Source organism: Nocardia puris, from assembly GCF_036051655.1.
GTDB lineage: Bacteria > Actinomycetota > Actinomycetes > Mycobacteriales > Mycobacteriaceae > Nocardia > Nocardia puris.
This window is the reverse complement of sequence record NZ_CP107943.1, coordinates 6,527,818-6,552,438: the sequence shown is the minus strand read 5'-3', so window position 1 is coordinate 6,552,438 and position 24,621 is coordinate 6,527,818. Positions and strand designations below refer to the sequence as shown.

28 protein-coding genes and 1 pseudogene are annotated in these 24,621 nt (G+C 69.9%); 11 read left to right on the top strand and 18 right to left on the bottom strand.

The genetic code is table 11. From position 1 onward, the window contains the following. Positions 1-48: 48 nt before the first annotated feature. Positions 49-385: pseudogene (locus OHB21_RS37650) on the bottom strand (molybdopterin-binding protein); the annotation flags it as partial. 564 nt (positions 386-949) lie between these two features. Further along, positions 950-1,471 (bottom strand): helix-turn-helix domain-containing protein, encoded by a 522-nt coding sequence (locus tag OHB21_RS30380; RefSeq protein ID WP_084538049.1) that lies wholly within the window; start codon positions 1,469-1,471, stop codon positions 950-952. Between OHB21_RS30380 and OHB21_RS30375 the strand changes: the two genes are divergently transcribed. Continuing rightward, positions 1,429-2,268 (top strand): class I SAM-dependent methyltransferase, encoded by an 840-nt coding sequence (locus tag OHB21_RS30375; protein ID WP_195124332.1) that lies wholly within the window; start codon positions 1,429-1,431, stop codon positions 2,266-2,268. The two genes, OHB21_RS30380 and OHB21_RS30375, sit on opposite strands and share 43 nt — an antisense overlap. A gap of 147 nt (positions 2,269-2,415) precedes the next feature. On the opposite strand, the gene OHB21_RS30370 is transcribed toward OHB21_RS30375, so the two are convergent. From OHB21_RS30370 to OHB21_RS30345, 6 genes are all read right to left on the bottom strand, one after another. Continuing rightward, the gene (locus OHB21_RS30370; protein WP_067512832.1) at positions 2,416-2,679 is read right to left on the bottom strand and encodes a helix-turn-helix transcriptional regulator; all 264 of its coding nucleotides are present in this window, start codon (positions 2,677-2,679) and stop codon (positions 2,416-2,418) included. Between the two features lie 26 nt (positions 2,680-2,705). Further along, entirely contained in the window at positions 2,706-2,939 is a 234-nt protein-coding gene (locus tag OHB21_RS30365; RefSeq protein ID WP_195124331.1) for a DUF6400 family protein, read from the bottom strand. Positions 2,940-3,106: 167 nt separating this feature from the next. Continuing rightward, positions 3,107-3,817: an ESX secretion-associated protein EspG gene (locus OHB21_RS30360; protein WP_195124330.1), complete on the bottom strand. Its 711-nt coding sequence runs from the start codon at positions 3,815-3,817 to the stop codon at positions 3,107-3,109. Next, the gene (locus OHB21_RS30355) at positions 3,817-5,184 is read right to left on the bottom strand and encodes a hypothetical protein (RefSeq protein WP_195124329.1); all 1,368 of its coding nucleotides are present in this window, start codon (positions 5,182-5,184) and stop codon (positions 3,817-3,819) included. The genes OHB21_RS30360 and OHB21_RS30355 overlap by 1 nt, the downstream gene beginning before the upstream one ends. A gap of 2 nt (positions 5,185-5,186) precedes the next feature. Continuing rightward, positions 5,187-5,807 (bottom strand): DUF3558 domain-containing protein, encoded by a 621-nt coding sequence (locus OHB21_RS30350; protein ID WP_084538050.1) that lies wholly within the window; start codon positions 5,805-5,807, stop codon positions 5,187-5,189. Next, complete coding sequence (locus OHB21_RS30345) at positions 5,804-6,178, bottom strand: hypothetical protein (RefSeq protein ID WP_067512893.1); 375 nt, start codon at positions 6,176-6,178, stop codon at positions 5,804-5,806. Before OHB21_RS30345 ends, OHB21_RS30350 begins: the two co-directional genes overlap by 4 nt. 548 nt (positions 6,179-6,726) lie before the next feature. On the opposite strand from OHB21_RS30345, the gene OHB21_RS30340 reads away from it, so the two are divergent. Together OHB21_RS30340 and OHB21_RS30335 are read left to right on the top strand one after the other, a co-directional pair. Next, complete coding sequence (locus OHB21_RS30340) at positions 6,727-7,602, top strand: helix-turn-helix domain-containing protein (protein WP_195124328.1); 876 nt, start codon at positions 6,727-6,729, stop codon at positions 7,600-7,602. Continuing rightward, positions 7,599-7,802 carry a DUF397 domain-containing protein gene (locus OHB21_RS30335; RefSeq protein ID WP_067512844.1) on the top strand — a complete coding sequence of 68 codons (204 nt, stop codon included), beginning with the start codon at positions 7,599-7,601 and terminating at the stop codon, positions 7,800-7,802. Before OHB21_RS30340 ends, OHB21_RS30335 begins: the two co-directional genes overlap by 4 nt. Before the next feature lie 80 nt (positions 7,803-7,882). Here the strand turns inward: OHB21_RS30335 and OHB21_RS30330 are convergent, their stop codons facing one another. Then, positions 7,883-8,617 carry a helix-turn-helix domain-containing protein gene (locus OHB21_RS30330; RefSeq protein ID WP_084538051.1) on the bottom strand — a complete coding sequence of 245 codons (735 nt, stop codon included), beginning with the start codon at positions 8,615-8,617 and terminating at the stop codon, positions 7,883-7,885. Positions 8,618-8,707: 90 nt separating this feature from the next. Here OHB21_RS30330 and OHB21_RS30325 point away from each other — a divergent pair, with 90 nt between their 5' ends. Next, positions 8,708-9,340 (top strand): DUF2867 domain-containing protein, encoded by a 633-nt coding sequence (locus tag OHB21_RS30325; RefSeq protein ID WP_067512846.1) that lies wholly within the window; start codon positions 8,708-8,710, stop codon positions 9,338-9,340. Between the two features lie 69 nt (positions 9,341-9,409). Here the strand turns inward: OHB21_RS30325 and OHB21_RS30320 are convergent, their stop codons facing one another. Then, positions 9,410-10,264, bottom strand: a complete 855-nt coding sequence (locus OHB21_RS30320) for an SDR family NAD(P)-dependent oxidoreductase (protein ID WP_195124327.1) — start codon at positions 10,262-10,264, stop codon at positions 9,410-9,412. A gap of 113 nt (positions 10,265-10,377) precedes the next feature. On the opposite strand from OHB21_RS30320, the gene OHB21_RS30315 reads away from it, so the two are divergent. Next, positions 10,378-10,920: a TetR/AcrR family transcriptional regulator gene (locus tag OHB21_RS30315; RefSeq protein ID WP_232331872.1), complete on the top strand. Its 543-nt coding sequence runs from the start codon at positions 10,378-10,380 to the stop codon at positions 10,918-10,920. Positions 10,921-11,307: 387 nt separating this feature from the next. Here the strand turns inward: OHB21_RS30315 and OHB21_RS30310 are convergent, their stop codons facing one another. From OHB21_RS30310 to OHB21_RS30295, 4 genes are read right to left on the bottom strand one after another with little or no spacing between them, the layout of a single operon-like run. Further along, positions 11,308-12,633 (bottom strand): hypothetical protein, encoded by a 1,326-nt coding sequence (locus OHB21_RS30310; protein ID WP_195124325.1) that lies wholly within the window; start codon positions 12,631-12,633, stop codon positions 11,308-11,310. Further along, entirely contained in the window at positions 12,630-13,040 is a 411-nt protein-coding gene (locus OHB21_RS30305) for a hypothetical protein (RefSeq protein WP_067512853.1), read from the bottom strand. Before OHB21_RS30305 ends, OHB21_RS30310 begins: the two co-directional genes overlap by 4 nt. After that, a complete protein-coding gene (locus OHB21_RS30300) occupies positions 13,037-13,231 on the bottom strand; it encodes a hypothetical protein (RefSeq protein ID WP_067512855.1) in 195 nt (64 codons plus the stop codon). The genes OHB21_RS30305 and OHB21_RS30300 overlap by 4 nt, the downstream gene beginning before the upstream one ends. Further along, the gene (locus tag OHB21_RS30295; protein ID WP_228788734.1) at positions 13,228-14,997 is read right to left on the bottom strand and encodes a hypothetical protein; all 1,770 of its coding nucleotides are present in this window, start codon (positions 14,995-14,997) and stop codon (positions 13,228-13,230) included. Before OHB21_RS30295 ends, OHB21_RS30300 begins: the two co-directional genes overlap by 4 nt. Before the next feature lie 358 nt (positions 14,998-15,355). Here OHB21_RS30295 and map point away from each other — a divergent pair, with 358 nt between their 5' ends. Beyond that, a complete protein-coding gene (gene map, locus OHB21_RS30290) occupies positions 15,356-16,123 on the top strand; it encodes a type I methionyl aminopeptidase (RefSeq protein WP_067512858.1) in 768 nt (255 codons plus the stop codon). A gap of 10 nt (positions 16,124-16,133) precedes the next feature. Here the strand turns inward: map and OHB21_RS30285 are convergent, their stop codons facing one another. After that, entirely contained in the window at positions 16,134-16,850 is a 717-nt protein-coding gene (locus OHB21_RS30285) for a VOC family protein (protein WP_067512860.1), read from the bottom strand. A 119-nt stretch (positions 16,851-16,969) separates the two neighbouring features. Here OHB21_RS30285 and OHB21_RS30280 point away from each other — a divergent pair, with 119 nt between their 5' ends. The 3 genes from OHB21_RS30280 to OHB21_RS30270 all read left to right on the top strand — a co-directional run bounded on the left by OHB21_RS30280 (position 16,970) and on the right by OHB21_RS30270 (position 18,644). Next, positions 16,970-17,518, top strand: a complete 549-nt coding sequence (locus tag OHB21_RS30280; protein WP_195124324.1) for a PadR family transcriptional regulator — start codon at positions 16,970-16,972, stop codon at positions 17,516-17,518. A gap of 48 nt (positions 17,519-17,566) precedes the next feature. Further along, a complete protein-coding gene (locus tag OHB21_RS30275) occupies positions 17,567-17,953 on the top strand; it encodes a PPOX class F420-dependent oxidoreductase (protein WP_067512864.1) in 387 nt (128 codons plus the stop codon). A 163-nt stretch (positions 17,954-18,116) separates the two neighbouring features. Further along, entirely contained in the window at positions 18,117-18,644 is a 528-nt protein-coding gene (locus tag OHB21_RS30270; RefSeq protein ID WP_067512866.1) for a DUF4333 domain-containing protein, read from the top strand. A 115-nt stretch (positions 18,645-18,759) separates the two neighbouring features. Here OHB21_RS30270 and OHB21_RS30265 read toward each other — a convergent pair whose 3' ends face one another. Next, positions 18,760-20,136, bottom strand: coding sequence for a metallopeptidase TldD-related protein (locus tag OHB21_RS30265; RefSeq protein WP_195124520.1), 1,377 nt, complete (start codon positions 20,134-20,136; stop codon positions 18,760-18,762). Between the two features lie 20 nt (positions 20,137-20,156). Beyond that, positions 20,157-21,662, bottom strand: coding sequence for a TldD/PmbA family protein (locus OHB21_RS30260; RefSeq protein WP_195124519.1), 1,506 nt, complete (start codon positions 21,660-21,662; stop codon positions 20,157-20,159). A 215-nt stretch (positions 21,663-21,877) separates the two neighbouring features. On the opposite strand from OHB21_RS30260, the gene OHB21_RS30255 reads away from it, so the two are divergent. Continuing rightward, the gene (locus tag OHB21_RS30255; RefSeq protein WP_195124323.1) at positions 21,878-22,522 is read left to right on the top strand and encodes a TetR/AcrR family transcriptional regulator; all 645 of its coding nucleotides are present in this window, start codon (positions 21,878-21,880) and stop codon (positions 22,520-22,522) included. 4 nt (positions 22,523-22,526) lie between these two features. On the opposite strand, the gene OHB21_RS30250 is transcribed toward OHB21_RS30255, so the two are convergent. Continuing rightward, positions 22,527-23,294, bottom strand: coding sequence for a TSUP family transporter (locus OHB21_RS30250; RefSeq protein ID WP_195124322.1), 768 nt, complete (start codon positions 23,292-23,294; stop codon positions 22,527-22,529). A 143-nt stretch (positions 23,295-23,437) separates the two neighbouring features. Between OHB21_RS30250 and OHB21_RS30245 the strand changes: the two genes are divergently transcribed. Further along, the gene (locus OHB21_RS30245) at positions 23,438-24,616 is read left to right on the top strand and encodes a sensor histidine kinase (protein WP_067512874.1); all 1,179 of its coding nucleotides are present in this window, start codon (positions 23,438-23,440) and stop codon (positions 24,614-24,616) included. The last annotated feature ends 5 nt before the right edge of the window (positions 24,617-24,621 follow it).

Here is a 24,621-nt window from a genome sequence, read left to right as displayed (position 1 = left end):
CGACACCACCGCCGGACACACGCGCGTCCCGGCGGGCGCCAGGTGTTGCCCGGTGGTCCAGTGTTCACCGCGGCGGCGGGTGTCGTCGCGCATCGGTGCGCCGGGGGCGCGCATGATCACGCGCTGGCCGGAAACCTTTGCGGTGACGGCGTATTCGTCGCGGATGACGGCGGTCGCGCCGAGCGGGGTGGGCGCGCCGGTCGCGAGGCGCACTGCGTGCCCCGCCGCGAGGTGCTTGCCGGTGGCGATGCCCGCCGTATGGACGTCGCGGCGCAGCGTCCACCACGGGCCGGGACCCGCTGACGGCGTAGCCGTCCACGGCGGCGGAATCGTGGCGGGGGAGTGCGGTGCGGGTGGTGAGCGGCTCGGCGAGCGTCGCACCCATCGCGTCGGCGAGGTCCAGGGGACGCACCGGCAGCGGCGCGATCCCGGCCCGGAGGATCGGCCCTATCTCCTCGACCGCGACCCGCTCGCCCGTCGATTCCAGAGCCCGCGCCGGTACCGCACCCACTCGATATCCTGTCCCTCGGATTCCGGTATAAGCCGGGAGTAGATACTCATGTGCGGTGATTTCCGCCGATTTGCTCTGTATTTGCCGAGGGGTGACTTTGTGCTCACGCGGGCGGGGTGGGGGTTGAGAAGTCGATCGTCAGCGGCCAGGTCGGGGTCAGTGGTTCGGATTCTGTGTCCGCGTCGCGCGGTTCGTCGATCGCGAGTAGGCGTCCTGATTGCGGAGGGGTCGGACGAATCGCGGCGCGAGGTGCACGCGTTCCTTGCCGATGAGTGGCAGGGCTCCGGTTGCGCATTGTCTGACGCACCATCGGGTGCCGGGGTTCCGCGCCGATGCTGACTCGGTGACCCCCGCGATGGGGTGTGCCGGTGGTGTCGGCGGTGAAGTTGCGTCGCCGTGGGCAATGCGTGCGCGCAGCAGCCGGGATCGTCGGCGTCATCAGTTCTGGTGGGCCACCGATTCGCTTGTGTCGGAGGTTGTTTCGGTTGCGCCCGGCAGGACCGAGCCGAGAATGTGGAGGAAGGTCGGGCATTCGATGTGGCGCGGTGCGGGGCAGTATGCGGCATGGCGGAGGCCGTCGCGCAGGACCGTGAGCTCGCGGATGGTGCGGTCGAGGTCGTCGGCCTTGGCGGACAACGTGTTTCGATCCAATGTGGGTTCGCCGTCAGGGGCGAACATGAGGGCGATCTCGTCCAGGGAGAAGCGGGCGGAGCGGGCGAGAGCGATGAAGGCGAGGCGCCGCAGAACGCCGGGGTCGAACTGGCGGCGCAGGCCCCGTCGGCCGGCGGCGGTGATCAGGCCTCGCTCCTCGTAGTAGCGCAGGGTCGAGGGCGGCAGTCCGGAGCGGCGTGAGACTTCGGCGATATCGAGGAGTGTCGTGTTGACCTCGAGTCGGCTTGAATTGAGACAGTCTAAGCATGGAGACCAGTCGAGAGACCTACAAGACGACCGCCCAGGCATGGAACGGGGCGGCGGGGAACGCCTGGGTGGACTCCCAGGAACTCCTGGACAGCATCCTGCGGCCCTACGAGAATCTGCTGGTCGACGAGGTGCGCGACCTCCCCGCGCGCGATGTGCTGGACGTCGGCTGTGGGTCCGGCGGGACGACCGTCGCGGTGCAGCGCGCACTCGGCGCGCGCTGTCTGGGGGCCGATGTGTCGGCGCCGATGGTCGAGGCGGCGCGGGCGCGGGCCGAGCGCGAAGGATCGCCGGTCGAGTTCCTGCTGGCCGACGTCCAGCGCCATTCGTTCGAGGCGGCGAGTTTCGATCTGATCGTCTCGCGATTCGGCGTGATGTTCTTCGACGATCCGGTCGCGGCGTTCGCCAACCTGCGCCGCGCCACCCGCGACGGGGGCGAGCTGCGCTTCATCGCGTGGCGTTCCATGGCGGAGAACCCGTTCATGACGACCGCCGAGACCGCCGCCGAGCCGCTGCTGCCGAACCTGCCGGTGCGTGACCCGGACGGCCCGGGTCAGTTCGCGTTCGCCGACCGTGATCGCGTGACGGCGATCTTGACCGAAAGTGGTTGGGGGCGTGTGGAGCTCGAGCCGGTCGATGCGGAATGCACGATGCCCGAACCCTCCCTCATTCCGTACTTCAGTCGGCTGGGGCGGGTCGGGATGGTGTTGCACGAGGTGGACGAGGAGACGCGTGCCCGCGTGATCTCGACTGTCCGGGCCGCGTTCGAACCCTTCGTGGACGGGGACACGGTGCGGTTCACGGGGGCGTGCTGGATGGGGCGCGCCGCCGCGGTGTGACTTCGCCAGGATCGTCGTGCGCCGCGGCGGGCCGCCGCTCGACAGCAGCATCGGCTGGCCGGTGGCGCACTCGGTCACGGCCTCGGGTACTGACGGCTGAGTTCGCCCATGGCGGATCCGTCGCGCGTGATCGAGTTCTGTTGTCGCTCAGGCGGATTCGGCGAGGCTGGCCGCACGCCAGGTGTCGGCGAGCTCTTGCAGCGGGATGTCCAGGGCCTGGCTGAGCGCGACGACGGTGCCGAAGGCGGGGGAGGGGAGGCGGCCGGTCTCGATCTTGCGGAGAGTCTCCGGGGAGATGCCGGCGGCCTCGGCCACGGAGGCGAGGTCGCGGTCGCCGCGCGCGGTGCGCAGATGGGTGCCGAGGCGGCGACCCGCCTCGATCTGGGCGGGCGTGAGCGGAAGACGGACCATGACTGCCAGATTACCGGCTTGCGCGGTCAGCCACGCGGAGCGCGGACCGGCAGCACACCGGCCGCGACCAGCTCGTCGTAGACGCGCTGCTGCTCGCCGTCGAGTCCGGAGTACAGCATGTCCCAGGCGCGTTCCTCGGCCTCCAGCACCGCGATGGGGTCCCAGTCGTCGCCGAGCGCCTGCATCACGGCGGCGCGGCGGTGCGCCTCACCCAGCGTCAGATCGAGCGTGAAGCTCTCCTCGTTCGCGCTCTCCCGCATGGACACACCTCTCGTTCGCGCGGTCACCGCAGGTCACGGCGACGTCGAGGAGGGATGGTGGTCGAGGAGGTGTCAAGATCGCAATGATCTGGGTCACTCCGTGGCGGGCGGAATCGCCGACTGCGCGCCGCGCGGCTTCGTGGTGCCCGAGGGGACCTTGTCGCGGGTCAGCGGGTGGCCGGGGTGAGCTGGGTGATCTCGCGGAGGATCGCCGACTGGTCGCAGGGGGTGAGGTGGAACTCGTTGAACTGCTTGCGGTAGAGGTAGCGGCCGTCGCCTTCGATGTCGAACCAGTTGAGGTAGCGGGGTTCGGGCGGGCGATGGTCGCGGACGTTCGGGAGGGATTCGATGGTTCCCGAGCCGGAGCGCGGCGCGCGGAGCAGGCGCAGGATGCGGTCGGCGGCGGTCTCCTTGCTGCCGGTCCACGAGTCGATGCCGAGCTGGAGGCGGTCGAGATCCTCGGAGAGGGCGCGGTGCCGTCCGGCGGGGACGTCGCCCGCGACCGCCGTGAACACCTTCGCGACCAGCGCCGCACTACCGGCTTGGATGACGACGTTGCCACCGAACTCGGTGGTCGAGCCGGGGCGCTGCACCAGCGTGACGCCGATATCGGTGTCGATCGCGCCATAGGCGCGCATGGGCTTGCGGCGGGTGCCGATCAGCGACAGGGAGGTCTCGGGATCGGCGGCGACGCGCAGCGCGGCGGAGAGGTCGGGGTCGCCGTGCCGGGGCAGGCGCTGGTCCAACTGCCTGGTGAGGGCGTCGAATTCGTCCTCCCACCGGACCGACGCGATCAGGCGCAGCGGGAACGGGAACCGGTCGGCACCCGTCTCCCGCCAGACATGCATGAACTCGTCGGGGGTGAACTCCCACCGCATCAGCGCTGTTCTCCGTCGAAGTCGGGCCGGTTCGCCGGCGCGTCGTCACCGATGGCCTGCGGGACCGTAGGCTCCGGCGTGCCCAGCAGTTCTTCCTGGACGCCGATGAGGTAGTCGGGGATCTGGCGATTGCTCTCGTTGTCGTCCTTGCCGCGACCGGTGCCGGGGGCCATCATGCCGGGCATGCCCGCCCGTCCCGCGCCGGGCGCGCGGTTCGCGGCGTTGGCGGCCGCCGCGGTCGAGCCCAGGCCCGTCGGTGCGCCGGTGACGCTGCGGCCCTGGCCGGGACTGCCCGGACCGGGGACGCCGGGGCCGGGTCCGCCGCCCGGGCCGGGGCCGGGCGTGCTCGGGTTGCCGGTGCCCGGCGTGGTGGGCGTGGTGGGCGTGCTCGGCTGCGTTCCGGAGGGTGTTGTGGAGGCCGGGGTGGTGCTGTTGTTGGCGGGGTCTGTGGTCGCGCCGGTCCCGGACGGTTGAGTGTCGGCGGGCGAATCCTGTTCGTCCCCTGCGGGATTCGTGGATTCGTCGTTCTCGCCCGGCGTCTCCTGATTCTCGGACGGGGTGCCGCTGCCGCCCGGATTCCCGGTGCCAGGCCCGTTCGTCCCGGGACCATTGCCCCCGTTTCCGGGATCATCGGTGCCCGGCACCGTGACCGGGGTGAAGGTCGGCACGCCGGTGCCCGCCGGGCCGTAGGACGGCTTGTAGCTGTTGTTCATCGTGTCGATCGCGGCGCGGTAGAGGGCTTCCGCACCCCGCTCATACGCGACCTGCTCACTCGCGCCCGAGTCCACGAGGCCGGTGCCGAACGCGGCGATGATGATCTGAGCGGGATCGAGGGTGCCCTCGGAGCCGTTCTGGCCGTAGGGGGCGACGGGCGGCGGGACGGAGGTCTTGACCACCTCGGCGGCGTGCGCCACGGCCTTGATCCGCGTGCCGGTCGTATTGATCACCTGCTGGATCCCGGTGGCTTCTTTGTAGAACTGCTGCGCGGAAGCCAGTGCGGCATCGGCCATCTGGCCCTCGATCCCCTCGGCCAGCGCGGACTGGATCGCGAGATGCGTCCCGAGCAGTCCGCCGCTCAGGGAGTGCCCGATCTCCATCCACGAGTCCGCCTGCTGATGCATGAGCCCGGGATTCATCAGCTGCGCGTTGGCGTAGATCTCGGCGTGCGTGTGCCCCTCGAACTGCTCCATCCGCGTGATGTACGCGGGGTCCTCCCCGAACTGGGTGAGATCCGATTCGTACTTCTCCGCACCCTCCTGATTCAGGCGCGAACGCTCACTGGGACGCGTGACGTCCGGGCCCTTGCCGTCCATGAAGACGCCCAAGGCGGCCGGGTTGTCGTTGATATTGATGTAGGGGTCGGCCATGGTCAGTTGTCCTTGCCGATTTCCGGCTCGATGGTGGAGGCGATGTCGGTGATGCCGGCGCAGGGGTCGGTGCCGGCGGGGGATCGGTCGGTGAGATCGACGGCAATCTGGACGAATCCGACCTCCGTGCGCACGTCTACTTGGCAGCCGCGACGCATCCCGGGGTTGCGGACGAGTAGTGCTTCGCGGCCGTTGATGTTGGTTGGCTCGCTGTAGGACCCGACCTTCGCGATGTTCTCCTCCCACGTGGCGTTTCCGGAGTAGACGGTCAAATCCTTTGCAAGAGCATCGAACTGGCAAATGAAGAAGCTGTACTCTGCCACGAGATCCTTGCCGCGCTTGCGTGAACCCGGCTCGAATCCCGCCCTCAGGATGGTTTCGTCACTGATCCATGTGCAGGGGTCGAAGACGATCTTGGGACGCCCGCTGCTCTGGGTGTATTGATTGTTCTGAGAGGGGGGCTGAAGCTTCGAATCGGTCAGGGTGGGTCGTGCCGCCGTTGTCTCAGCAGGCAGTGTCGACTGGCCGGGCGTGGACGTCGGCGTTCCTTCGGTCGAGCAGCCGATCGCGAACAGTACGACCGCGAGCATCGGGATCGCCCATCGTCGGTTCGTCCGGGTCATGACTGCGATACCTCCGTTGCGGCGGTGTTGATGGCGCGGGCGTTCATCGCGTCCGCCTCCTCTATGAGCTGTCCCGCTCGAAGGTAGGCGGCCGCCATCCTGAGCGCAGCTTCCTTCATCGCGATCAGGGCTTCTGTCATCTTGAGGGCTTTGGCTGCGAATCCGGATTGGAGTTGCTGCGCAGACTCGAACCCGCCGAACCCCTCCAGACGCTGCAAGTCCCCCGCAGCTCGGAGTTGCGTGTCGATCGTGGTCTCCACGAATCGCGTATACACCTCCGCACACTTGCGCGCGGCATCCGCCTCCATGCGGAAGGTTCCCCCCACCGCCTGCTGATACAACGCGTTCGCTGTCGTCTGCCCGACTTCCATCGACCGGCCCTCCCTCCGCACGCGTGCGCTCACTGTACTTGACGCTTGAAACCGGAGATCGGTTCCCCTGGGACGCCAGATACCCGGAAGCTGGGTTCCGTCCTGGGCTTTTGCGGCGATGTGAGCGATTCGCCACGTTATCGTGGCGCGAGTCTCGGCGATGCGGACAATGCGACCGCTCCGGCGGGATCACCGCCCGCTGGTCGGCGTTCGAGCGACGCGGCAGATCCCGCGCACCCGGTACGAGCGGACTGATGCGCTCGCCGCGCCGGCACCCGTGTCTTCGAACCTGTGCGTCGACTGGGACCATGGTGCGGTGTCCGGGGAGGTTCCCGGACAAGGCGGTGGTTGGGGCTCGAAGGTGCGCAACGGGTGCGAGAACCCTGACCGCCAGACGCCGCGGCGAACTGGATCAGCTCCGGTATCGGTTGCAAAACGCAAGCCTTCCTGGGCTTATGCGGCAATTGAATCGAATTTCGTGTCAATGGTTCCGGGCGCGACGGACCCGTGATCTGCTTGCGCGCAACGAGATCTGGAGGGAGGCGGGAATGTCGGGCGAGAGGTCGACGCTGGCGCGCAGGCAGCTCGGGAAGTACTTACGCGAGGGGCGGGAGGGGTGCGGGTTCACGCTCGCGCGGGTGGGGACGCTGATCGACCGCAGTACGAGTACGGTGCAGCGGATCGAGAAGGGGCTCGTGACTCGGCTGCGGATGGTCGACGTGGAGGCGCTGTGCGCGTTGTACGGGTTCGACGACGAGAAGACCGCGGCGATGAAAGCGCTTGCCACACAAGGGATCGAAGAACCCTGGTGGTGCGGGTACGACGACATTCTCGGCCGATTCGACTTCTACGTCGGCTTGGAGTCGTCGGCGGAGCTGATCACGACGTTCGAGTCGGAGGTGGTGCCGGGCCTGTTGCAGACGGCGGGTTACGCGCACGCCCTGATGCGGGCCGGCTATCCGCGCGAAAGTCTCGAACAGCGTTCTCGCAGAGTGCAAGTGCGGATGCGCAGGCAATCGCGGATCACCAGGAAATACGATCCGATGCGGCTGAACGTCATCGTGCAGGAGTCGGTGCTGCGCGTGGACGTGGGCGGACGGGGCGTGATGGGTCCGCAGTTGACGCACCTCGCGGACATGAGTCTGCGTCCGAACGTCGAACTGCGCGTACTCCCTTTCGGCGCCGGGCTTCCCATGGGCGTGTCGATCGGATCGTTCGTGCTGCTCGACTTCGGGACGGACAAGCGCGGGAAATCCCTGGAACCGCAAGTGGTGTATACCGAACGTTTCGCCGGAGACCTGTATTTCGATCGTCCCCGCGTTGTCGAGCGCTACCATCGTGCGTACGAGAGCATGCGCTGGAACGCCATGGATCCCGTGGCGAGCCGGACCCTGCTCAGAAGGACGGCCAAGGAGTGCGAATGAACGTCGACATGACCGGTGCCCGGTGGTTCAAGAGCAGCCGCAGCGGTGCCGACAAGAATTGCGTCGAGGTAGCCTACTTCGCGAACAATACTGTCGGAGTTCGTGATTCGAAGAATCGGTCCGGATCCGCCCTGGCCTTCAGCGCCGACGAGTGGTCGGCCTTCCTGAGCGCGGCGGCTCGAGGCGCGTTCAACCGCTGACTTCGGGAGCGCAGCACACGACCATCTAGACGTGCGCCTGCGCCGCACCCGAACAGCTCAGCGCGCCCCTGGATCGACTCTCACCGCGGTGGGCGGTAGTTCGCTGCCGCCGGGGAGGAGGCGGGAGTGCGGCCGCAGAAGGCCATGGACGTGCGGATGAGGTGCGGTTGGTCGGCGAAACCGGAGGTGGCGGCCACTTCGGCGGCGGGCTGGTAGGGGAGTTGGAGACCGGCCTCGCGGAGGCGGTGCCAGCGGCGCAGCGGGGCGAGAGGGCCGTGAAAGTGAGCTTGCGCCAGTTGGCGGAGGCGACGCGGTGAGAGATCGAGAGTTCTTGGGGCCATTTGGAGTTCGTCCTCGGTGGCGGTGAGCGCGTAGGTGATTCGAGGGTCCGCCGGGGGCGGGTCGCCGAACGTTTCGCGCAGAGAGTGTCGTAGCGGGTCGGGGTCGAAATCCGTTGTGATCGCGGCCAGTAGGCGCCGCACCTGAGTGCTGTCGAGGGCATGGATGCGGGGTGCACCCGGGACGCGCAGGTGATGGGGATCGATCCACAAAGTGGTCGCGGCGATTTCGCCAGTCGTCGTATGGAAATGGTGGGGTGGCACCAGAATTCCGGCCGCCTGAACTTTCGCGCCGGAATCGTCGACGGCGGTCAGCGGCCCGTCCGCCGACAACGTGAGGGTCCATGCCGGATGACGGTGACCGGCGGTGCCCCACGGGCCCCCGGACTCCGCGTAGCAGGTGAACTCGCCGGCGACCGCCAGGAAGACGGAGTTGCCGTTTCGTTCAATACGGGACGAGCGCGCCTGCTCGATCATTCCTCCATGGTCGCACCGATCCGGCCCGGCGGGTTGGGCGGTGTGGCGGAACTCGCGCCCGGCAGACGGCGCCGATCGAGGAGGAACACCATGCGGCTCCCGGAGTCCGAACACACCTCGCGCCCCTGGCGCATCCACGAGATCACCCGCGACTTCGAGCTCGAGGACGTGTGGGCGTTGCCCACGCCGGGCGGTCCCGACGACTTCCCCCTGCTCATCGACCTGTTCGACAGCGACGAGGACGACCTCGTGTCCCATCCCGTCGTGCGCGCGCTGTTCGCGATGCGCACTCGCCTGGGCGCCCTGTTCGGCTTGGACAAGGCGGGCAGCGCGGTCGGCGCCCGCGTCGGCTCACTGCGGGATCGGCTGCCCGCCGACCTCCCCGCGGCCCCACCCCCGACCACCCCGCCCTCCGACCGGCTCGATCCCGCCGAGTTCGGTCCCATCTACGAACTTCCCGACGAGTGGGCCGCCGAGATGTCGAACCGCACCGCCCACATGGTCATGCACCTCGGCTGGGTGCGCGACGGCGACACCTACCACGGCCGCCTCGCCGTCCTGGTGAAGACCAACGGCCTCCTCGGCCGCGCCTACATGGCCTTCATCAAGCCCTTCCGCCACTTCCTCGTCTATCCCTTGCTCTTCCGCTCGATCGACCGGAAATGGGCCCAGCGTGTGCGCCTCGGCTGCGGTCTTCGGCCACGAGGCGTTCAGAACTCCTAGGTCCCGTCACTGACGAACAGGACGGCTACTTCAGTTCCGCGAAAGCTGCCGGGCGACTGGGCGCGGTGCTCAGTGATCGGGTGTTTGCGCGTCAGCTCGTGCGTCGGCCATGAGCCGGAATGGTGCTGCCAGGTCGAGGCGTCGGGCGAGTCGCTCGAACAGCCGTGGTGATACAGCGGCGGCTGCCATGGCCGGTCGCGGAGTTCCGCGCATCACGACAGCCTCGGGGAGGTCGTGCTCGACGGCCCGGACGACCGCGTCGGCGACCCGGCCGACAGGGAGGGACCCCATGCTGGCCGGGGCGCGGATACCGAATTCGGCGCGCATGTCCTCGTACATCCCGGCTCCGTCGGTGAATCCGGGGCACACCGCTGACGCGCTGACGCCCCATTCGCGGTCCTGAGCGGTCAGCCGGAGCGATTTCGTGAATCCGATCAACCCGAACTTGGTTGCGTTGTATGGCTCTTCGTAGGCTGCGGGCAGCAAGCCGGCGATCGACGCCATGTTGACGATGTGGCCGCGCCTGCGTGCGATCATCTCGGGTAGCACGGCCCGCGTGAGCAGCATCGGGGCGAGCAGATTGACTTCGGTGAACGTCGCGATGTCGTCGAATGAACGTAAGTCGAAGCGGTGCGAGGCCTCCACGCCCGCATTGTTGACCAGCAGATCGATCGGTCCCGCCGCCGATTGTGCCCGTTCGACCAGCTCGGTGGTCTGCGCGCGGTCGTTCAGATCTACCGGCAGCGTGCTGACCGCTACCCGGTGCCGGTCTCGGATCTGTGCCGCTACCCGGTCCAATCGGTCGGCAGACCGGGCGGCCAGGGCCACGTTGACTCCGCGGGCGGCCAGCGAGAGCGCCAGATGGTGGCCTATCCCGCGTGAGGCACCGGTGATCAGAGCAGTGTCTCCTGGTGTGATCCGCATCGGAACTCCTGTCGTCGAACCACCGATTCCATAATGACACAATGTTCACTATGACGCAGAGGCCAGTGGACAGGCCACGCCGCGGGAGGCCCGTCGACACCCGTCGGCGGTTGGTGCGTGCCGCGGCCGAGACGTTCAACAGATACGGTTATGCGGGTACCGACGTACGGCGAATCGTGGCTGCGGCCGGATACGCGACCGGCACGTTCTATCGCCACTTCCCGCACAAGGGCGCCGCATTGCTCGCCGCCTATGAGACGTGGGTGGTCGAGGAGTGGGAGGCGTTGAGCGCGGCGGTGTCGGCGCCGGGCAGTCCGGCAGAGCGTGCCGAACGCCTCGTCGATATCGGTGCTGATCTGCATGCCCGCTGGCACGGTCTCCGCCAAGCGATGGCGACGTACCGGTCGATCGACGAGCAAGCCGTCCTGGCGTATCGAGAACTGCAGCGACGTCAGGTCGCCGTTCTCGGTGGTCTGCGTCGGCAGATAAGCCCGGGCGCGTCACGACCGCCCGAGGCGGATGTGCTGCTGATCATGCTCATCGAACGCGCTGTGGAAGGAATGGTCGTCGGCGAGCCCGCCGACCTGGGCTTGAACTGGCAAGTCATGCGCGGACTGCTCATCGATGCGGTCGCCGAGGCGCTGGTGCTCGAGTGAGATCCGGGGTCGGCGTCAGCGTGCTGGCCATGCGTTGTCACGGGGCCGAGCTTCTCGATGCGCATCCGGTCGCTCGGTCCAGCCGGTGCGAGGCGGTCTTGGCGGACGTGCGTCGCTCAACTGGCTGTCACCGGCCGACTCGTCACCGCGCGCCGGACGCGACCATGGTCCACCCACCCCGCCGCCGGTGGACACAACCGCGACGCGGGGTTGGGGGCCGGGCCGGGCTCCCGTCGCGGCCCAGGTGATGGTGCCGCACGGCGCGGTTGAGGAGCCGGTCGGGTCGCGCGCGCGGGCGGGCTGGCCCCTCGGCCGTAGCTCGGCGAGCAGCCTGATCGGACTGTTCCGTGTGGTCGCGGCGTGCGCGGACGACTCCAGGCGCGCCGCTCACGCGTCGAACAACAAGTACAACCCCAGGAAGGTGAAGCCGACCATCACGAGCATGAGGGCTAGTTGGCCGGTGAGGCGGTGGGCTGGGGGGAGCAGGCGCAGGCAGCGGTCGTGGGCGGCGGCTACGCCGAGGATGTGGCCGGTGAGGACGGCGAGGACCTTGATGGTGGCCAGGACGCCGGGGTGCTGGGAGAGGAGGTAGTGCACCTCGAGGTTGTCGAGGCCGAGGAGGTTCCAGCCGAGGCCGAAGGGGTCGGCGCAGAGCAGGAGAGTGGCTTGGCCCTTCTCCACGAGGAAACTGAGGTAGTGGGCGACGATGTAGCCGGCGATGATCGGGGTCAGGCTGTGCGCCAAGCGGATCGGCAGCAGCGCGCGGTCGGCGCGGGAGACGCCGCCGGTCGCGCGGGTGGCGAGTTCGAAGAGCCCGCCGACGACCGCGATGAAGACGAGCAGGCCGAGTGTGCGTACGGGCGTCGCGAAATCACCCGCGTCGTAGACGATGTCGCGCCAGAAGGGGAACATCGAGAAACTGTCGAACGCGGTGGAGCCCAGCAGGGTCGCGGCCACCGCCACCGACCCCAGCAGCGCGGGCGTGCCCGCGAGATTGTCGAGGGGCCAGCGCAAGACCGGCGCACCGGAGGCGCGGCGCGCGAACGGACTCAACCGCGCCATCAGCCCGCTGTACACCTCCATGGGGTCGGCGCGCTCGGCCCACACCGTGCCGAACACCACCAGGCCCGCCAGCGTGACCATCAGGTACCCGCACAGCCAAAGGGTCACGGCCAGAACAGATCCCGGGTCGGGTGACGCCAACTCGAGCCACACGAACGAGAACAATCCCAGCGCCGCCGGACGATACCCCCACGACGACGGATACGGCAGCAGCCCGTCTTCGGGTGACCGACCCAGCACCTGGCACAACGCCCGATGCACCGCTCGCACGGGCGACAGCACCTTCCACACCGGCCCCACCAGCAGCGAGGCCACCATCACCCCGACCCACAGGTAGATGTAGACAACCCCCGGCACCGGACTCGCCGACGGCTCCCGCGGCCCGAAGAACCCCGACACCAGTACCGCCACCGTGAACGCGACACTCAGCACCGCGAGCACCGTGCGCAGACCCCGTGAATCCACCACCGCGCGAACGGCATTCGGTAGCGGCTTCCCCGGCGCGTCCGGATCGAGCCGGGGATCCTTCCACGCGAAGGCCAGCACCGCGAAAGAGAAGGTGAGTGCCCACGCGGCCCCGATCAGGGCGTAGGTCAACGGGATCGGCAGGTCGGTCGCGCCGCCGATCCCGTGCGCCAGGACCGCCGTCACGCGGCGACGAGAATGGTGGCGACGGTCCGGTGCGCGCCGTGCAGTTCGATCTCGACCCGGCCCGGCACCTCGACGACGAACTCGAACCGCTGGTTCTGGGCGGCCTCGACCGGGAACGTGTGCTCCGGGGTGGCGTGCACGTGCAGTTCGTCGGTGGTATCGCTGTCGACGAGGAGGACGATCGGTTGTCCCACCCGCGATGTCAGCTGGGCGTTCACCGGGTCCACCGAGCCGTCGGACAGCGTGACGCCGATGGTCATCGGCTGGCTGAAGTCGGGGGCGGGGGTGGGCTCGGTGGTGAGCTCGGCCGAGGTGGCCGGCGCGGCGTCGGTGGACTCGCTCGACGAGCATCCGGCCAAGGCCAGGCCCGCGGCCAGGACCAGGACGCCGAGACGGGCGCGGTTCATGGGGTCTCCTCCTCGGGAGTCGATGTCGGGTCGGCCAGGCCCTGTTCGCGCTCGCGTCGTTCGGCGCGGCGGTCGCGCACCGCGATGAACACCACGATGCCCACCACGGCGAACGCGGGCGCGAAGGCGGGGACGGCCAGGATCAGCGGATGGTCGGCCAGCACGTCCACGCCGGGTGGCACGGACGTCATCCGGCGGGCACCGGCTCGTCCGCCTCGGTGGGCAGGGCGGTCGGGTACCGGTCGTTGATGCGGGCCGCGCCCCAGGACAGCGCCCCGACCAGGATCAGGCTGCACAGCAGCACCACCAGCGAGGCCGCGCCGAACAGCCAGTCCGGGTGATCGAAGTTGCGCTCGCGCTGCAGCACCGTGATCTCGGCGACGAACGGGCGGGTGAACTCGGCGGGCGCGGAGACCTCGTCGGCCCCGATGCCGGGATCGGCGGGCATGAAGATCGGCAGCGCGGTCAGCACGCGGCCGTCGTGCAAGCGCAGGACCGTCTTCCAGGTGCCGTAGGCCGGCACGGGTTCGGTGGAGCGGAAGTGGTTGGGGCCCACGCGTTCCAGGTGGTCGATGATCAGGCCGTTGCTCGGGGTGTCGATGCCGCCCTGCCAGGCGAGGATCTGCACCCACTCGGGATCGTCGCTCACCACGTACTCGGGCGAGATCCGGACGTCGGCGGTGACCATGCGCCCGCCGTCGACGGGTTCGGCGTCGCGCAGCGTGACGGTGGCGGTCGCGTTCTCGGGCACCTCGACCATGAGGCCGTTGGCGGTGGCCGCCGAGACGATCAGCACCGCGGCGACGATGATCCCGCGCCGCACCGGCGGGCGCGGCAGCGGCTCACCGCGCAGCACGATGCCGAGCAGCGCGCCGACCACACCGCCCGCGACGCCGACAGGCACCGCCATGAGCAGCAGTTCCGGCCACATGCCGGTGGGCCACGGATCCATGAAAACGGCGTTCACCCAGAGGGATTCGAGCCACAGGCCGACGGTGGAGATCGCGAGACCGGCCGTGGCGCCCCACAGGATCGGTGTGCGCATCAGCGGTAGCAGCGCCAGCAGCTCGACCACCACGGCCGCGCCGAGGAAGAGCGGGAAGATGTTGTAGGGCGCGCCGATGATCGGGCCGCCCACCAGCCAGGCGACGATACCGCGCACCACGGCCGCGAACGCGACGAGCACGAAAGTACTGAACGCGCCGAGCACCGTCCGCGCCGCGACGAGCGTGATGGTCGCGGCCACCACGATCAGCATCGGCTGGAACACCAGGCGGAATTGCTCGACGCCGAAGTCGAATTCGACCGGGAACACCGACAGGCCGATGAGCAGGCCGCCGAAGGCGAACGACCGCATGACCCAGATCAACCGGCCGTCTTCGCGATCGGGGTCGGGACGGCAGCGGCGGCCCTCGAACTCCAGCAGCAGCACACCGACCAGCGACAGTCCGGCGCCGCCGATGAGCATCAGGTGCGTCGGGCCCCACAGCGTGACGTCCTGGCCGAAGATGCGGTGCCAGATGTCGTCGAGCGGGAAGCCGATCAGCGCGTAGAGGCCGGCGCCCGCGAGCAGTACGCCGCCGACGGGGGCGTACCAGGTGCGGGTGATGCGCACGGCGGCCGGGCCGGGCTTCTCGTCCAGCGGCAGCACGATGGCGAGCATGCCCGCGGTGAACAGGAAGAACAGGCCGACCAGGATGAAGTAGTGCGCCGGGTTCGCCAGCGGGCCCTCGTCGCGGCCGTTGCCGATGTGCAGGGAGACGTCCCAGATGAAGCCGAGGAACGCGGTGAGGATGGTGCCGAGGAACAGGACGATCGGCAGCGCGACCCAGCCGGGCCGGTTGAAGATCGCGCCGACGCGGTCGGCGAGCGCGCCGAGCCAGGTGATCTTGCGGGTCCGGTGCAGGTAGCCGACCCACAGCAGCACGAGCGCGACCAGGCCGGCCGACCCGGTCATGATGGCGACCTGATCGAGCGCCGCGCCGCCGCCTTCGGAGCCGGACTGCGCGAGGCTGCCTATCGCTTCGTGGATCGTGCCGGACACGAAAACCTCCAACCACACTGAGTTTACACTCGTCGCAAGTAAGTGTTACGAAAGGTAGCACGCACATGGCGGCCGTGGGGAATCTACGTTTTCGTTCTTGGATCGTCGCAGGACAGCGGCCGGTCGGGGGTAAATGTTGTCGTCTCGCAACACTCTGGTGGCGGTGGCCGGGTGGGCAGGTCTCGGTGAACAGTTGTGCTCCGAATCGCGAGAATTGGTATTTAAATACCGGTCGCCTAGACTGGTATTTAAATACCGAGCGGAGGTCGTGATGGTGGAGTTGAAGACGGCGGACGAGATCGAGCGGATGGCGGTGGCGGGGGAGTTCGTCGGCGGCGTCCTGGCAGAACTGCGCACCCGCGCGCGGGTGGGTGTCAACCTGCTCGAGCTGGAAGCCCTTGTGCGGCAACGGATCGAGGAGCGGGGTGCGGTGTCCTGCTATTGGGACTACGCACCGTCGTTCGGGCGCGGGCCTTTTCGCAACACCGTGTGCCTCTCGGTGAACGACGCCGTGCTGCACGGGCTTCCGTTCGACTACGCGCTGCGCGACGGCGATCTGCTCAGCGCCGACCTGGCCGTCGGCGTGGACGGGTGGGTCGCCGATTCGGCGATCAGCTTCGTCGTGGGCGCGGCCGACGAGGAGGATTTGCGACTGGTGCGCGCCACCGAGGACGCGCTGGCCGCCGCCATCGCGGTCGCGGTGCCCGGCAATCGGATCGGCGACATCTCGGCTGCCATCGAGGCGGTCGCGCGCGCCAACGGCTACCCGGTCAACACCGAATTCGGCGGTCACGGGCTCGGGCGCACCATGCACGAAGATCCCCATGTCGCGAACGCGGGCCGGGCCGGGCGCGGCTACCGGCTGCGGCCCGGGCTCACTCTCGCCCTCGAACCGTGGTTCGCGCGCACCACCGACCGCATCTACACCGACCCCGACGGCTGGACCATCCGCTCCGCCGACGGCTCTCGCACCGCGCATTCCGAACACACCGTCGCGATCACCGAGGAGGGCCCGCGCATCCTGACCCTCGCCCGGTGAGCGTTGGGGCTCAAGAGTTTTCGGTGAGCCAGCGCTCCAGATCGGCGCCCGCGCGCAACTCGGCGGCCACCGCCGCGCGGTCGGCATCCGAGAGGCCGAGCGCGCTGATCTCGGCGCGGTGCTTCTCGGCGAGCTCCGGATCGCCCGCGGCGACGGCGATCTCGGCCAGCATGGCGAGCGCTCGCGCCCGGTCGGCGACCGGAGCGGTCGCGCCGTGCCTGCGCAACCCGGACTGCACCAGCCGGGCGGCCGCGCGGTCGTCGTTCTTGAAATCGCGCAGTACGCGGGCGAATTCGAGCGTGCTGGCCAGGTCGACGAGATCGCGTGCGGTGTATCGGGGCTTCTCGGGTTCGTCGCGCTGGATGAACAGCATGGTGTTGCCGTCCGGGTCCACCAGGCTGAAACGGCTCTGACCGGGCCGGAATCGCGTCAGGCGGGGGCAGCCCTTGGCGGGCACCTTGCCGAACGCGGCCCGCAGGCGCGCCGTGAAATCGGCGTGGCGGGCGGCGACGTCGTCGACCATCACCAAACAGGCCACCGACTCGAACGGCACGGGGAGGCCCTTCGGCGAGTCCGAGAAATGCAGTGCGGTGCCGTCGCGTTCGACCACCAGGTAGGTGTAGGGGCGGGTTTGCTCGTGGGTGACGGTGTAGCCGAGCGTCCGGTAGAAGTCGAGGGTGGTGGCCGGCGACGCGGACCACAGCACCGGGACCGTGGTGTCGTCCATGGGACTCCTCCGCGATTACTAGTCAAATTTGAGTAGCGCAACGATAGGCCTCGCGCCGCGTGGAAGTCAAGTTTGAGTAGCATGGGCCGTTCGATGCCGACGAACGAAGGGAGTGCGCCGTGGCGGCCGTGCGCCTGCTGGTCCTGGGGGTGATCCGCACCCGTCAGCCGACCTACGGCTACGCGGTGCGGCGCGAACTGCTGTCCTGGCGCGCGGAGACGTGGACGAACATCAAACCCGGATCGATCTACCACGCGCTCAAACAGCTCACCCACGAGGGAAAGCTGCGCGCCGCCGGCACCGAGGACAGCGATCAGGGCCCGGGGCGCACGCTGTTCGAGCTGACGGAGGCGGGCGAGGCGGAGTTCCGCGAGCGGATGGACGCGGCACTGGTCTCGATCGATATGGAGGAACTCGGCGCGGGCATCGCGTTCATGGACGCGCTGCCTCGCGCGCACGTGATCGCGAAACTGCGGGAGCAGCGGCGCAACGCCGCCGCGGTGCGCGACGAGCTGCGCGCCATGGTGCCCGATTTCCCCGGCCGCTACGAGCCGCCGCACGCGCCCGACCTGCTGGAACTGTGGGGCGGGGTGTTCGACAACCTGACCGCCTGGACGGACGGGCTGATCGAGCGGCTGGCGGCGGGTGAGTACCGGATGCCGGAGTGAGCGGTCGCAGTCCTGCCGGTCGGCGCGCGGGCCGATAGGCTGGCGGCCATGACCAATCCCTTCGGCGAGGCCGGGACCGCCGACTACGTCATGCTGACCACGTTCCGCAAGGACGGCACCCCCGTCGGCACACCCCTGTGGGCGGTCGAGGACGGCGGCAAGCTCTACGTCTGGACCGAGACCGAGAGCTGGAAGGTCAAGCGGCTGCGGCGCGATCCGTCCGTCACCGTGCAGGCCTGCGATCTGCGCGGCAAGAAGGTGCACGGCGCGGTCGTCTCGGGCACCGGACGGGTGCTCGAGGCCGAGGAGACCGACCGGGTACGCAAGCTGATCCGCAAGAAGTACTGGCTGACCGGGCCGATCGTCGTCTACGGCAGCCTGCTGCGGCGCGGCAAGGCCGGGACCATCGGCATCGAGATCACCCCGGCGGCCTGAGGATCGCTTCCGTCCGGAACGTCCGGAATCGGCAAGGCGGGCACGGCGATTCCGGGGGACCGGCACCCTGGCGGGGTGGGCTGGGCTATCCTCCACGGGCATACCGGGGTAGTCCCCAGGCGGACGCCATGTTCCGACCCTGCCCCGGGGGAGGGGATCGTTCATGACAGCACCGACGCGGCAACCTCGGGAATCCCAGCCCTATCCGGTCGCCGCCCACGCCGAGGACGAGACCACCGAAGGTGGCTGGGTTCCCGTGTTCGTCGCGGGCATCGTGGCCGCCGTGGCCATCGCCATCGCCGGGATCATCGCCGGGCTCATCGTGGTGAACATCCGCGAGGGCGATGTGGCCGAGGCGCCCGCACCCACACCCGCCGCCGCACCGCCGTCGGCCACGGAACCCGCGACCCCGGTGCTCGCCGCCCCGGCCCCGCCCGTGATCGCCGCCGAGCCGGAACCCGCGCCCACGCCCCAACTGCTCGACCGGACCGATCTCCAGCGCGGCGTCCAGCTCATCCTGATCGACACCTACGGCCTGGACAACGCCCGCGACGTGCGGTGCCCCGACGGGCAGCAGGTGGTGGTCGGCGCCACCTTCGACTGCACCGTCCGGATCGGCTCGGCCGTGCGGACGGCCGCCGTCACCATCACCGGGACCGACGGCACCTACGAGGTCGCCCAGCCCGAGTGATCCGAGCGGGCCGCCGTGGTTCGGGCGGCCCGCACGAATCGGCCGACGGGCCAGGGATATTCGAGACCCGCCCGGTCGGCGGCGCCACCCCTCCCGAACATTCCCCGCTCGCCCGTCAGGTCGCCTGGCTCACCGACGACATGTGGAAGTCGGGAATCCGCAACGGCGGCATGGCCGTCCGGGTGAACCAGTCCTTCCATTCGCGCGGCAGCGTCGTGCGCGTCGCGCCCGCCTCGGTGGCGCGGCGCAGCAGATCGATCGGGCTCTCGTTGAAGCGGAAGTTGTTGACCGCGGCCGTGACCTCGCCGTTCTCCACCAGGTAGACGCCGTCGCGGGTGAGGCCGGTGAGCAGCAGCGACGCCGGGTCCACCTCGCGGATGTACCAGAGCGTGGTGAGCAGCAGGCCGCGTTCGGTCTTCGCGATCATCTCGTCCAGGCTCGCGCCGGAACCGCCCGTCAGCAGTAGGTTCTCGCCCGGCGCCGCGACGGGGGCGCCGAATTCGGCCGCGGTCGCGCGCGGATAGACCAGCGATTCGATCGCGCCGTCGCGCAACCAGTCCACGCGCTCGGCGGGCATCCCGTTGTCGAACACCGACACCGATTCCGAGGACGTCGAGGTGGCCACGAACGGCACGTACTCCAAGCCGGGCGCCGCGGGATCGGAATACAGCGTGAACGGAATGTCGCTGAGCCGCTCGCCGATCCGGGTGCCGCCCGCGCGGGCGAATGCGTTGTGCCCCTCCTGCGCGCCGCGGCCCTCCATCGTCCAGACCATGTAGATCAACAGGTCCGCCACCGCCGAGGGCGGCAGCAGCGTCTCGTAGCGACCGGCGGGCAGGTCGACGCGCCGGGCCGCCCAGTCCAGCCGCCGCGACACCTCCGCGAGCAGGCCGGGGGTGTCCACGTCGGTGAAGTCGGTGGTGCCGACGCCCGCCCACGCGCTCGCCAGATCCGCACCCGCGCCGCGCTTTCCGTTGATCTCCACCGACCCGGTCGGCTGCGCGTAGCGGCGGCGGACGCCCGTGGAGGTGCCCAGCCAGGTGGTGTGGACCTGGTGGTGCGCGAAGCCGTAGAGCTTGTCGGCGCCGTCGAAACCGGGGGCGAGATCGCGCGCCAGGTCGGTGAACACCTCGATGCCGGTGGTGGCGGGCTCGTCGGCCCACCCCGGGTCGGTGACCGCCGAATCCAGCAGCGGCATGGCGTCTCTCGCGGGTTCGGCGGTGCGCGCCGACTCCTCGCTGGCGCGCACGACCGCCTCGATACCGTCCAGGCCGACGGAGGTGGCCGACACGCTGCCCACCCGGGCCGCGTGCGGGCCCTCGCGGAAGATCGAGACCACCGACCAGCTCCGTGACACCGAGGAACCGTTGGTGGTCATGGAATTACCGGCCCACCGCAGCGACGCGTCGTGCGCGTCGGTGACGAGCACGATCGCCTCGTCGGCGCGCGACAGCGCCAGCGCCCGCTCCACGACCTCGCCCGCGGGCGCCACGGCCCGCGCACTCCGTTCCGTCACCGACCGGCCTCCGTCCGCGTGTTGAGGATGTTGATGCCGCGCACCAGGATCGACGGGCAGCCATGGCTGACCGCCGCCACCTGACCGGGCTGGGCCTTGCCGCAGTTGAACGCGCCGCCGAGCCGCCAGGTGGACGGGCCGCCGACGGCCTCCATCGCGCCCCAGAAGTCGGTGGTGGTGGCCTGGTAGGCCACATCGCGCAGCTGTCCGTCCAGCCTGCCGTCCTTGATGCGGAAGAACCGCTGGCCGGTGAACTGGAAGTTGTAGCGCTGCATGTCGATCGACCAGCTCTTGTCGCCGACGATGTAGATGCCGTCCTCGACGCGTGCGATCAGGTCCTCGGTGCTGGTATCGCGGTCGGGATCGGGTTGCAGCGAGACGTTGGCCATGCGCTGGATCGGCACGTGGTGCGCGGAGTCGGCGTAGGAGCAGCCGTTGGAGCGCTCCAGGCCCAGGCGCGGGGCGAACACCCGGTCGAGCTGGTAGCCCACCAGCACGCCGTCGCGCACCAGATCCCAGCGCTGGCCCGCCACCCCCTCGTCGTCGTAGCCGACGCTGGCCAGGCCGTGCGCCTCGGTGCGGTCGCCGGTGACGTGCATGACCGGCGTGCCGTAGCGCAGCGTGCCGAGCTTGTCGGGCGTGGCGAACGAGGTGCCCGCGTAGGCCGATTCGTAGCCGATGGCGCGGTCGTATTCGGTGGCGTGGCCGATGGATTCGTGGATGGTGAGCCACAGGTTGGTGGGATCGATGACCAGATCCGTGGGCCCCGGGGTGACGGTGGGCGCCTTCACCTTCTCGGCCAGCCACTGCGGGATGCGCGCGAGTTCGCCGTCCCAGTCCCAGATTCCGTCGGCGCCGGTCACGTACTCCCAGCCGCGGCCCGCGGGCGCGGCCAGGGTCCGCATGGTCTCGAAGGCGCCCGCCGAGACGTCGACGGTGATGGCCTCGAGCTGCGGATGCAGTCGCACCCGCTGCTGGGCGATCGACGAGCCCGCGGTGTCGGCGTAGAAGGTCTGCTCCTTGACCTGCAGCACCGAGGCGGTCACGTGGTCGACGCCGTCGGCGCTCGCCAGGCGGTCCGAATAGTCCTGCAGCAGTGCGACCTTCTCGGTGGTGGGCACCGCGAACGGGTCGATCTCGTAGGGGGAGACCCAGCGCACGCCGTCGTAGACGGGTTCGTCGGCCAGCTCGACGCGCTCGCGGTTGAGGGCGCGCAGCGCGGTCGCGACGGTCACCGCGCGGCGGGCCACCTCGGCGGCCGTCTCGGGGGTGAGCGCCGCGTGCGAGGCGAAACCCCAGGTGCCGTCGACGATCACGCGGACAGCCAGGCCCACGTCGGTGGCGTCGACGACGCCCTCGACCCGTCCGTCGCGCAGGCGGATGGACTGGGTGACGAGGCGGTGCACGCGCAGATCGGCGTGCTGGGCGCCGGCCGCGGTGGCGGCCGCCAGCGCCGCGCCGGCGAGCTCGGTCAAAGGGAGCGCGAGGAATTCGGCGTCGATGTCCTGACTCGCCGCCGGGGAGGTCGGGATGCTCACCCCGGCTACGCTACCGCGTCCCCGCGAGGGCGTCCGGGCGCGTCCACGGCGCGCCGACCGGCCACGACGGTCCGCCCGTGCGAAACACACGGCGGCGCAGGGGGAAATCGGACGGGCGGCGGCACGCGCGACACGGGTGGTTGCGACACGGTCGGCGCGCGATGCCGTAGCCTGCCCGCGTGCCGCCATCCGCCCTCCGTGACCGCAAACGTGAACGTACCCGCCGCGCGCTGCTCGAGGCCGCCGTCGAGCTGTTCGAGACGAGAGGCTACGAGGAGACCACGGTGGCCGATATCGCGGCCGCGGCGGAGGTGGGCACGCGCACCTTCTTCAACTACTTCGCCAGCAAAGAGGAACTGCTGTTCCCCGAACCCGACGAGCGGGTGCGGGCCGCGGTGGCCGCGATCGCCAGCCGCCGCCCCGGCGAGCTACCGGTGGAGGTGCTGTTGCGAGCGCTGCGCGCGGCGGGTGACAACCCGGGTGAGCACCTGGTGGACGACGTCAGCGCCCGCATCGCCGCCGTCCGCGCCGAGGTCTCGCGCACGGTGCCCGCGGTGAGCGGGCGCGCGGCGCACGCGCAGCTGGTCGCGCAGCTCGAGATCGGCAGGCAACTGCACGCGGCCTTCCCGGAGGAACTGGACGAGGTGCGCGCCGCGGCCCTGGTGGGCGCGGTCGTCGGCGCGGTGTCCGGGGCGCTGACCGTGCTGTTCCAGCGGGCGGCCGCGGGTCACGACGACGGCGAACTGGACCGCCGGATCCACGAGACCACCTCGGACGTGCTGCGGCCGTGGCTGGCCGCCGCCCGGCCCGCTCCGGTCGGCTGACGGCTCAGCCGAACTGCTGCCAGCCCAGCCGCAGCACCATCGCGATCACCACGACCAGCAGCACCACCCGCACGAACTCCGCGCCGCGGCGCAGCGCCATGCGCGAGCCCACGATCGCGCCCGCCACGTTCGCCGCCGCCATCGCCAGGCCGAGCGCGAACAGGATGTGCCCGGTCGCCGCGAAGAAGATCAGCGCGCCGACGTTGGACCCGCAGTTGATCACCTTCGCCATCGCGGCCGCCCGCACGAACTCGGTGCCGAGCAGGGTGGCGAAGGTGATGATCAGGAAGGTGCCGGTACCGGGCCCGAGCAGGCCGTCGTAGAGGCCGATGAGGCCCGCGGCGAGCGCGACCACCAGGATCGTCTTGCGCCGCGTCGGCGGGTGCGTGGCCATGGTGACGCCGATCGAGGGACGCAGCGTCACGAACTGCGCGACGCCGACCAGCACCACCATCACCAGCGGGATGAACAGGTCGCGATCGATGAGCGAGACCGCCGCCGCGCCGCAGGCGGCCGTCACCGCCGCGATACCCGCCGCCGGCAGCAGCACCCGCCAGCGCATCGGCACCTTCCTGGCGAAGGTCGCCACGGCGGCGCCGGTGCCCGCCACGGCGGCGAGCTTGTTGGTGCCCAGCGCGGTCTGCGGCGCGATGCCCGGCATCACCAGGAACAGCGTCGGCAGGATGATCAGCCCGCCGCCGCCGACCACGGCGTCCACCCAGCCCGCGGCGCCCGCGGCCACCAACAGCGCCACCCAATCTGCAATGTCCACCCGGTAAGACAACCAGACGTCCCATGAATACGCGGTGTCCGGGACAGGTTCGCTCGCGTCGGCGAGCCGCGGGTGGGTGAGCGCGCGGCGCCGTACCCGCGCGTGCCCGCGGCGCGGCCGGCCGCACCCCCTAACCTGGTGCGGTGCGCCGTTTCAGCCTGTGGCTTCGCGGAAAGCCCGTCGTCGCGGATTCGATCCTGGCGTTCGGGTTGCTGATGCTCGACCTGACCGGGATCGGGGAGAGCAACCACAAGGTCGTCTACCTGGTGGTCGCCGGCCTGCTGCCGCTGCCGGTCGCAATGCGCCGCCTGTTCCCGCGGGCGATGGCGGCGACCCTGCTCGGCATGAGCATGCTGGTGACGCTGCTCGGGTACGTGCTCGACGACTCCGCGATGCACCCGGCGCTGATCGCGCTGGGGATCATGCTCTACACCCTCGTGGCGTATGTGGGGCGGCGCGAGGCCGCGTTGCTGCTGATCGGCCTCGGGGTGGACGCCGCGCTGGCGATGTGGCTGGTACCGGAGTTGTGGAGCTGGTCGACACCGATGCTGGTCGGCCTGATCTACGCGCTGTGCTGGACGCTGGCCGAGTTCAACGGCGCGCGCCACGCCTACGACGCGGAGGTGGCGGCCCGGCTCGCGGTGGCCGACTACGACCGCGAGCGGCGCACTCACGAGGCCGTCGCCCAGGAGCGCACCCGCATCGCCCGCGAACTGCACGACGTGGTCGCGCACGCGGTGAGCGTGATCATCGTGCAGGCCGACGGCGCGAAGTACGCGCTGCGCCGCGACCCCGACATCGCCGAACAGGCCCTCGCGACGATCGCCAGCACCGGCCGCGACGCCCTGCGCGAACTGCGCCGCACGGTGGCGCTGCTGCGCACCGAACACGCCCCCGACCAGTTGCCCCAGCACGGCACGGCGGGCATCGCGCGCGTGGTGGACATGATGCGCGGCACCGGTCTGGCCGTGGAACTCGAGCTCACCGGCGACATCGACGACATCGCGCCCGAGGTGAGCCTGGGCGTGCACCGGATCGTGCAGGAGGCGCTGACCAACACGCTGCGCCACGCGGGCGCGCACCCGAAGGCGTGGGTGCGGGTGCAGCGCCGCGACGACGACGTGCTGGTGGAGGTCATCGACTCCGGCGGCGTCCCCGTGCACGGGCCCGAGTTGAACCCGATCAAGGGCAGCGGGCTCGGGCTGCTGGGCATGCGCGAGCGCACCGCGGTGCTGGGCGGCACCCTGCACGCGGGCCGCACCGCCGACGGCGCGTGGCGGGTGCTGGCCACCATCCCGCTCGACCAGGGCGCGCGAGAGTAGTTCCG

Coding starts and splice junctions, on each gene's coding strand:
- OHB21_RS30375 (WP_195124332.1), top strand. CDS start 1,429: ATGGAGACCAGTCGAGAGACCTACAAGACGACCGCCCAGGCATGGAAC.
- OHB21_RS30380 (WP_084538049.1), bottom strand. CDS start 1,471: ATGCCTGGGCGGTCGTCTTGTAGGTCTCTCGACTGGTCTCCATGCTTA.
- OHB21_RS30370 (WP_067512832.1), bottom strand. CDS start 2,679: ATGGTCCGTCTTCCGCTCACGCCCGCCCAGATCGAGGCGGGTCGCCGC.
- OHB21_RS30365 (WP_195124331.1), bottom strand. CDS start 2,939: ATGCGGGAGAGCGCGAACGAGGAGAGCTTCACGCTCGATCTGACGCTG.
- OHB21_RS30360 (WP_195124330.1), bottom strand. CDS start 3,817: ATGCGGTGGGAGTTCACCCCCGACGAGTTCATGCATGTCTGGCGGGAG.
- OHB21_RS30355 (WP_195124329.1), bottom strand. CDS start 5,184: ATGGCCGACCCCTACATCAATATCAACGACAACCCGGCCGCCTTGGGC.
- OHB21_RS30350 (WP_084538050.1), bottom strand. CDS start 5,807: ATGACCCGGACGAACCGACGATGGGCGATCCCGATGCTCGCGGTCGTA.
- OHB21_RS30345 (WP_067512893.1), bottom strand. CDS start 6,178: ATGGAAGTCGGGCAGACGACAGCGAACGCGTTGTATCAGCAGGCGGTG.
- OHB21_RS30340 (WP_195124328.1), top strand. CDS start 6,727: ATGTCGGGCGAGAGGTCGACGCTGGCGCGCAGGCAGCTCGGGAAGTAC.
- OHB21_RS30335 (WP_067512844.1), top strand. CDS start 7,599: ATGAACGTCGACATGACCGGTGCCCGGTGGTTCAAGAGCAGCCGCAGC.
- OHB21_RS30330 (WP_084538051.1), bottom strand. CDS start 8,617: ATGATCGAGCAGGCGCGCTCGTCCCGTATTGAACGAAACGGCAACTCC.
- OHB21_RS30325 (WP_067512846.1), top strand. CDS start 8,708: ATGCGGCTCCCGGAGTCCGAACACACCTCGCGCCCCTGGCGCATCCAC.
- OHB21_RS30320 (WP_195124327.1), bottom strand. CDS start 10,264: ATGCGGATCACACCAGGAGACACTGCTCTGATCACCGGTGCCTCACGC.
- OHB21_RS30305 (WP_067512853.1), bottom strand. CDS start 13,040: ATGAACCGCGCCCGTCTCGGCGTCCTGGTCCTGGCCGCGGGCCTGGCC.
- OHB21_RS30300 (WP_067512855.1), bottom strand. CDS start 13,231: ATGACGTCCGTGCCACCCGGCGTGGACGTGCTGGCCGACCATCCGCTG.
- OHB21_RS30295 (WP_228788734.1), bottom strand. CDS start 14,997: ATGACCGGGTCGGCCGGCCTGGTCGCGCTCGTGCTGCTGTGGGTCGGC.
- map (WP_067512858.1), top strand. CDS start 15,356: ATGGTGGAGTTGAAGACGGCGGACGAGATCGAGCGGATGGCGGTGGCG.
- OHB21_RS30285 (WP_067512860.1), bottom strand. CDS start 16,850: ATGGACGACACCACGGTCCCGGTGCTGTGGTCCGCGTCGCCGGCCACC.
- OHB21_RS30275 (WP_067512864.1), top strand. CDS start 17,567: ATGACCAATCCCTTCGGCGAGGCCGGGACCGCCGACTACGTCATGCTG.
- OHB21_RS30270 (WP_067512866.1), top strand. CDS start 18,117: ATGACAGCACCGACGCGGCAACCTCGGGAATCCCAGCCCTATCCGGTC.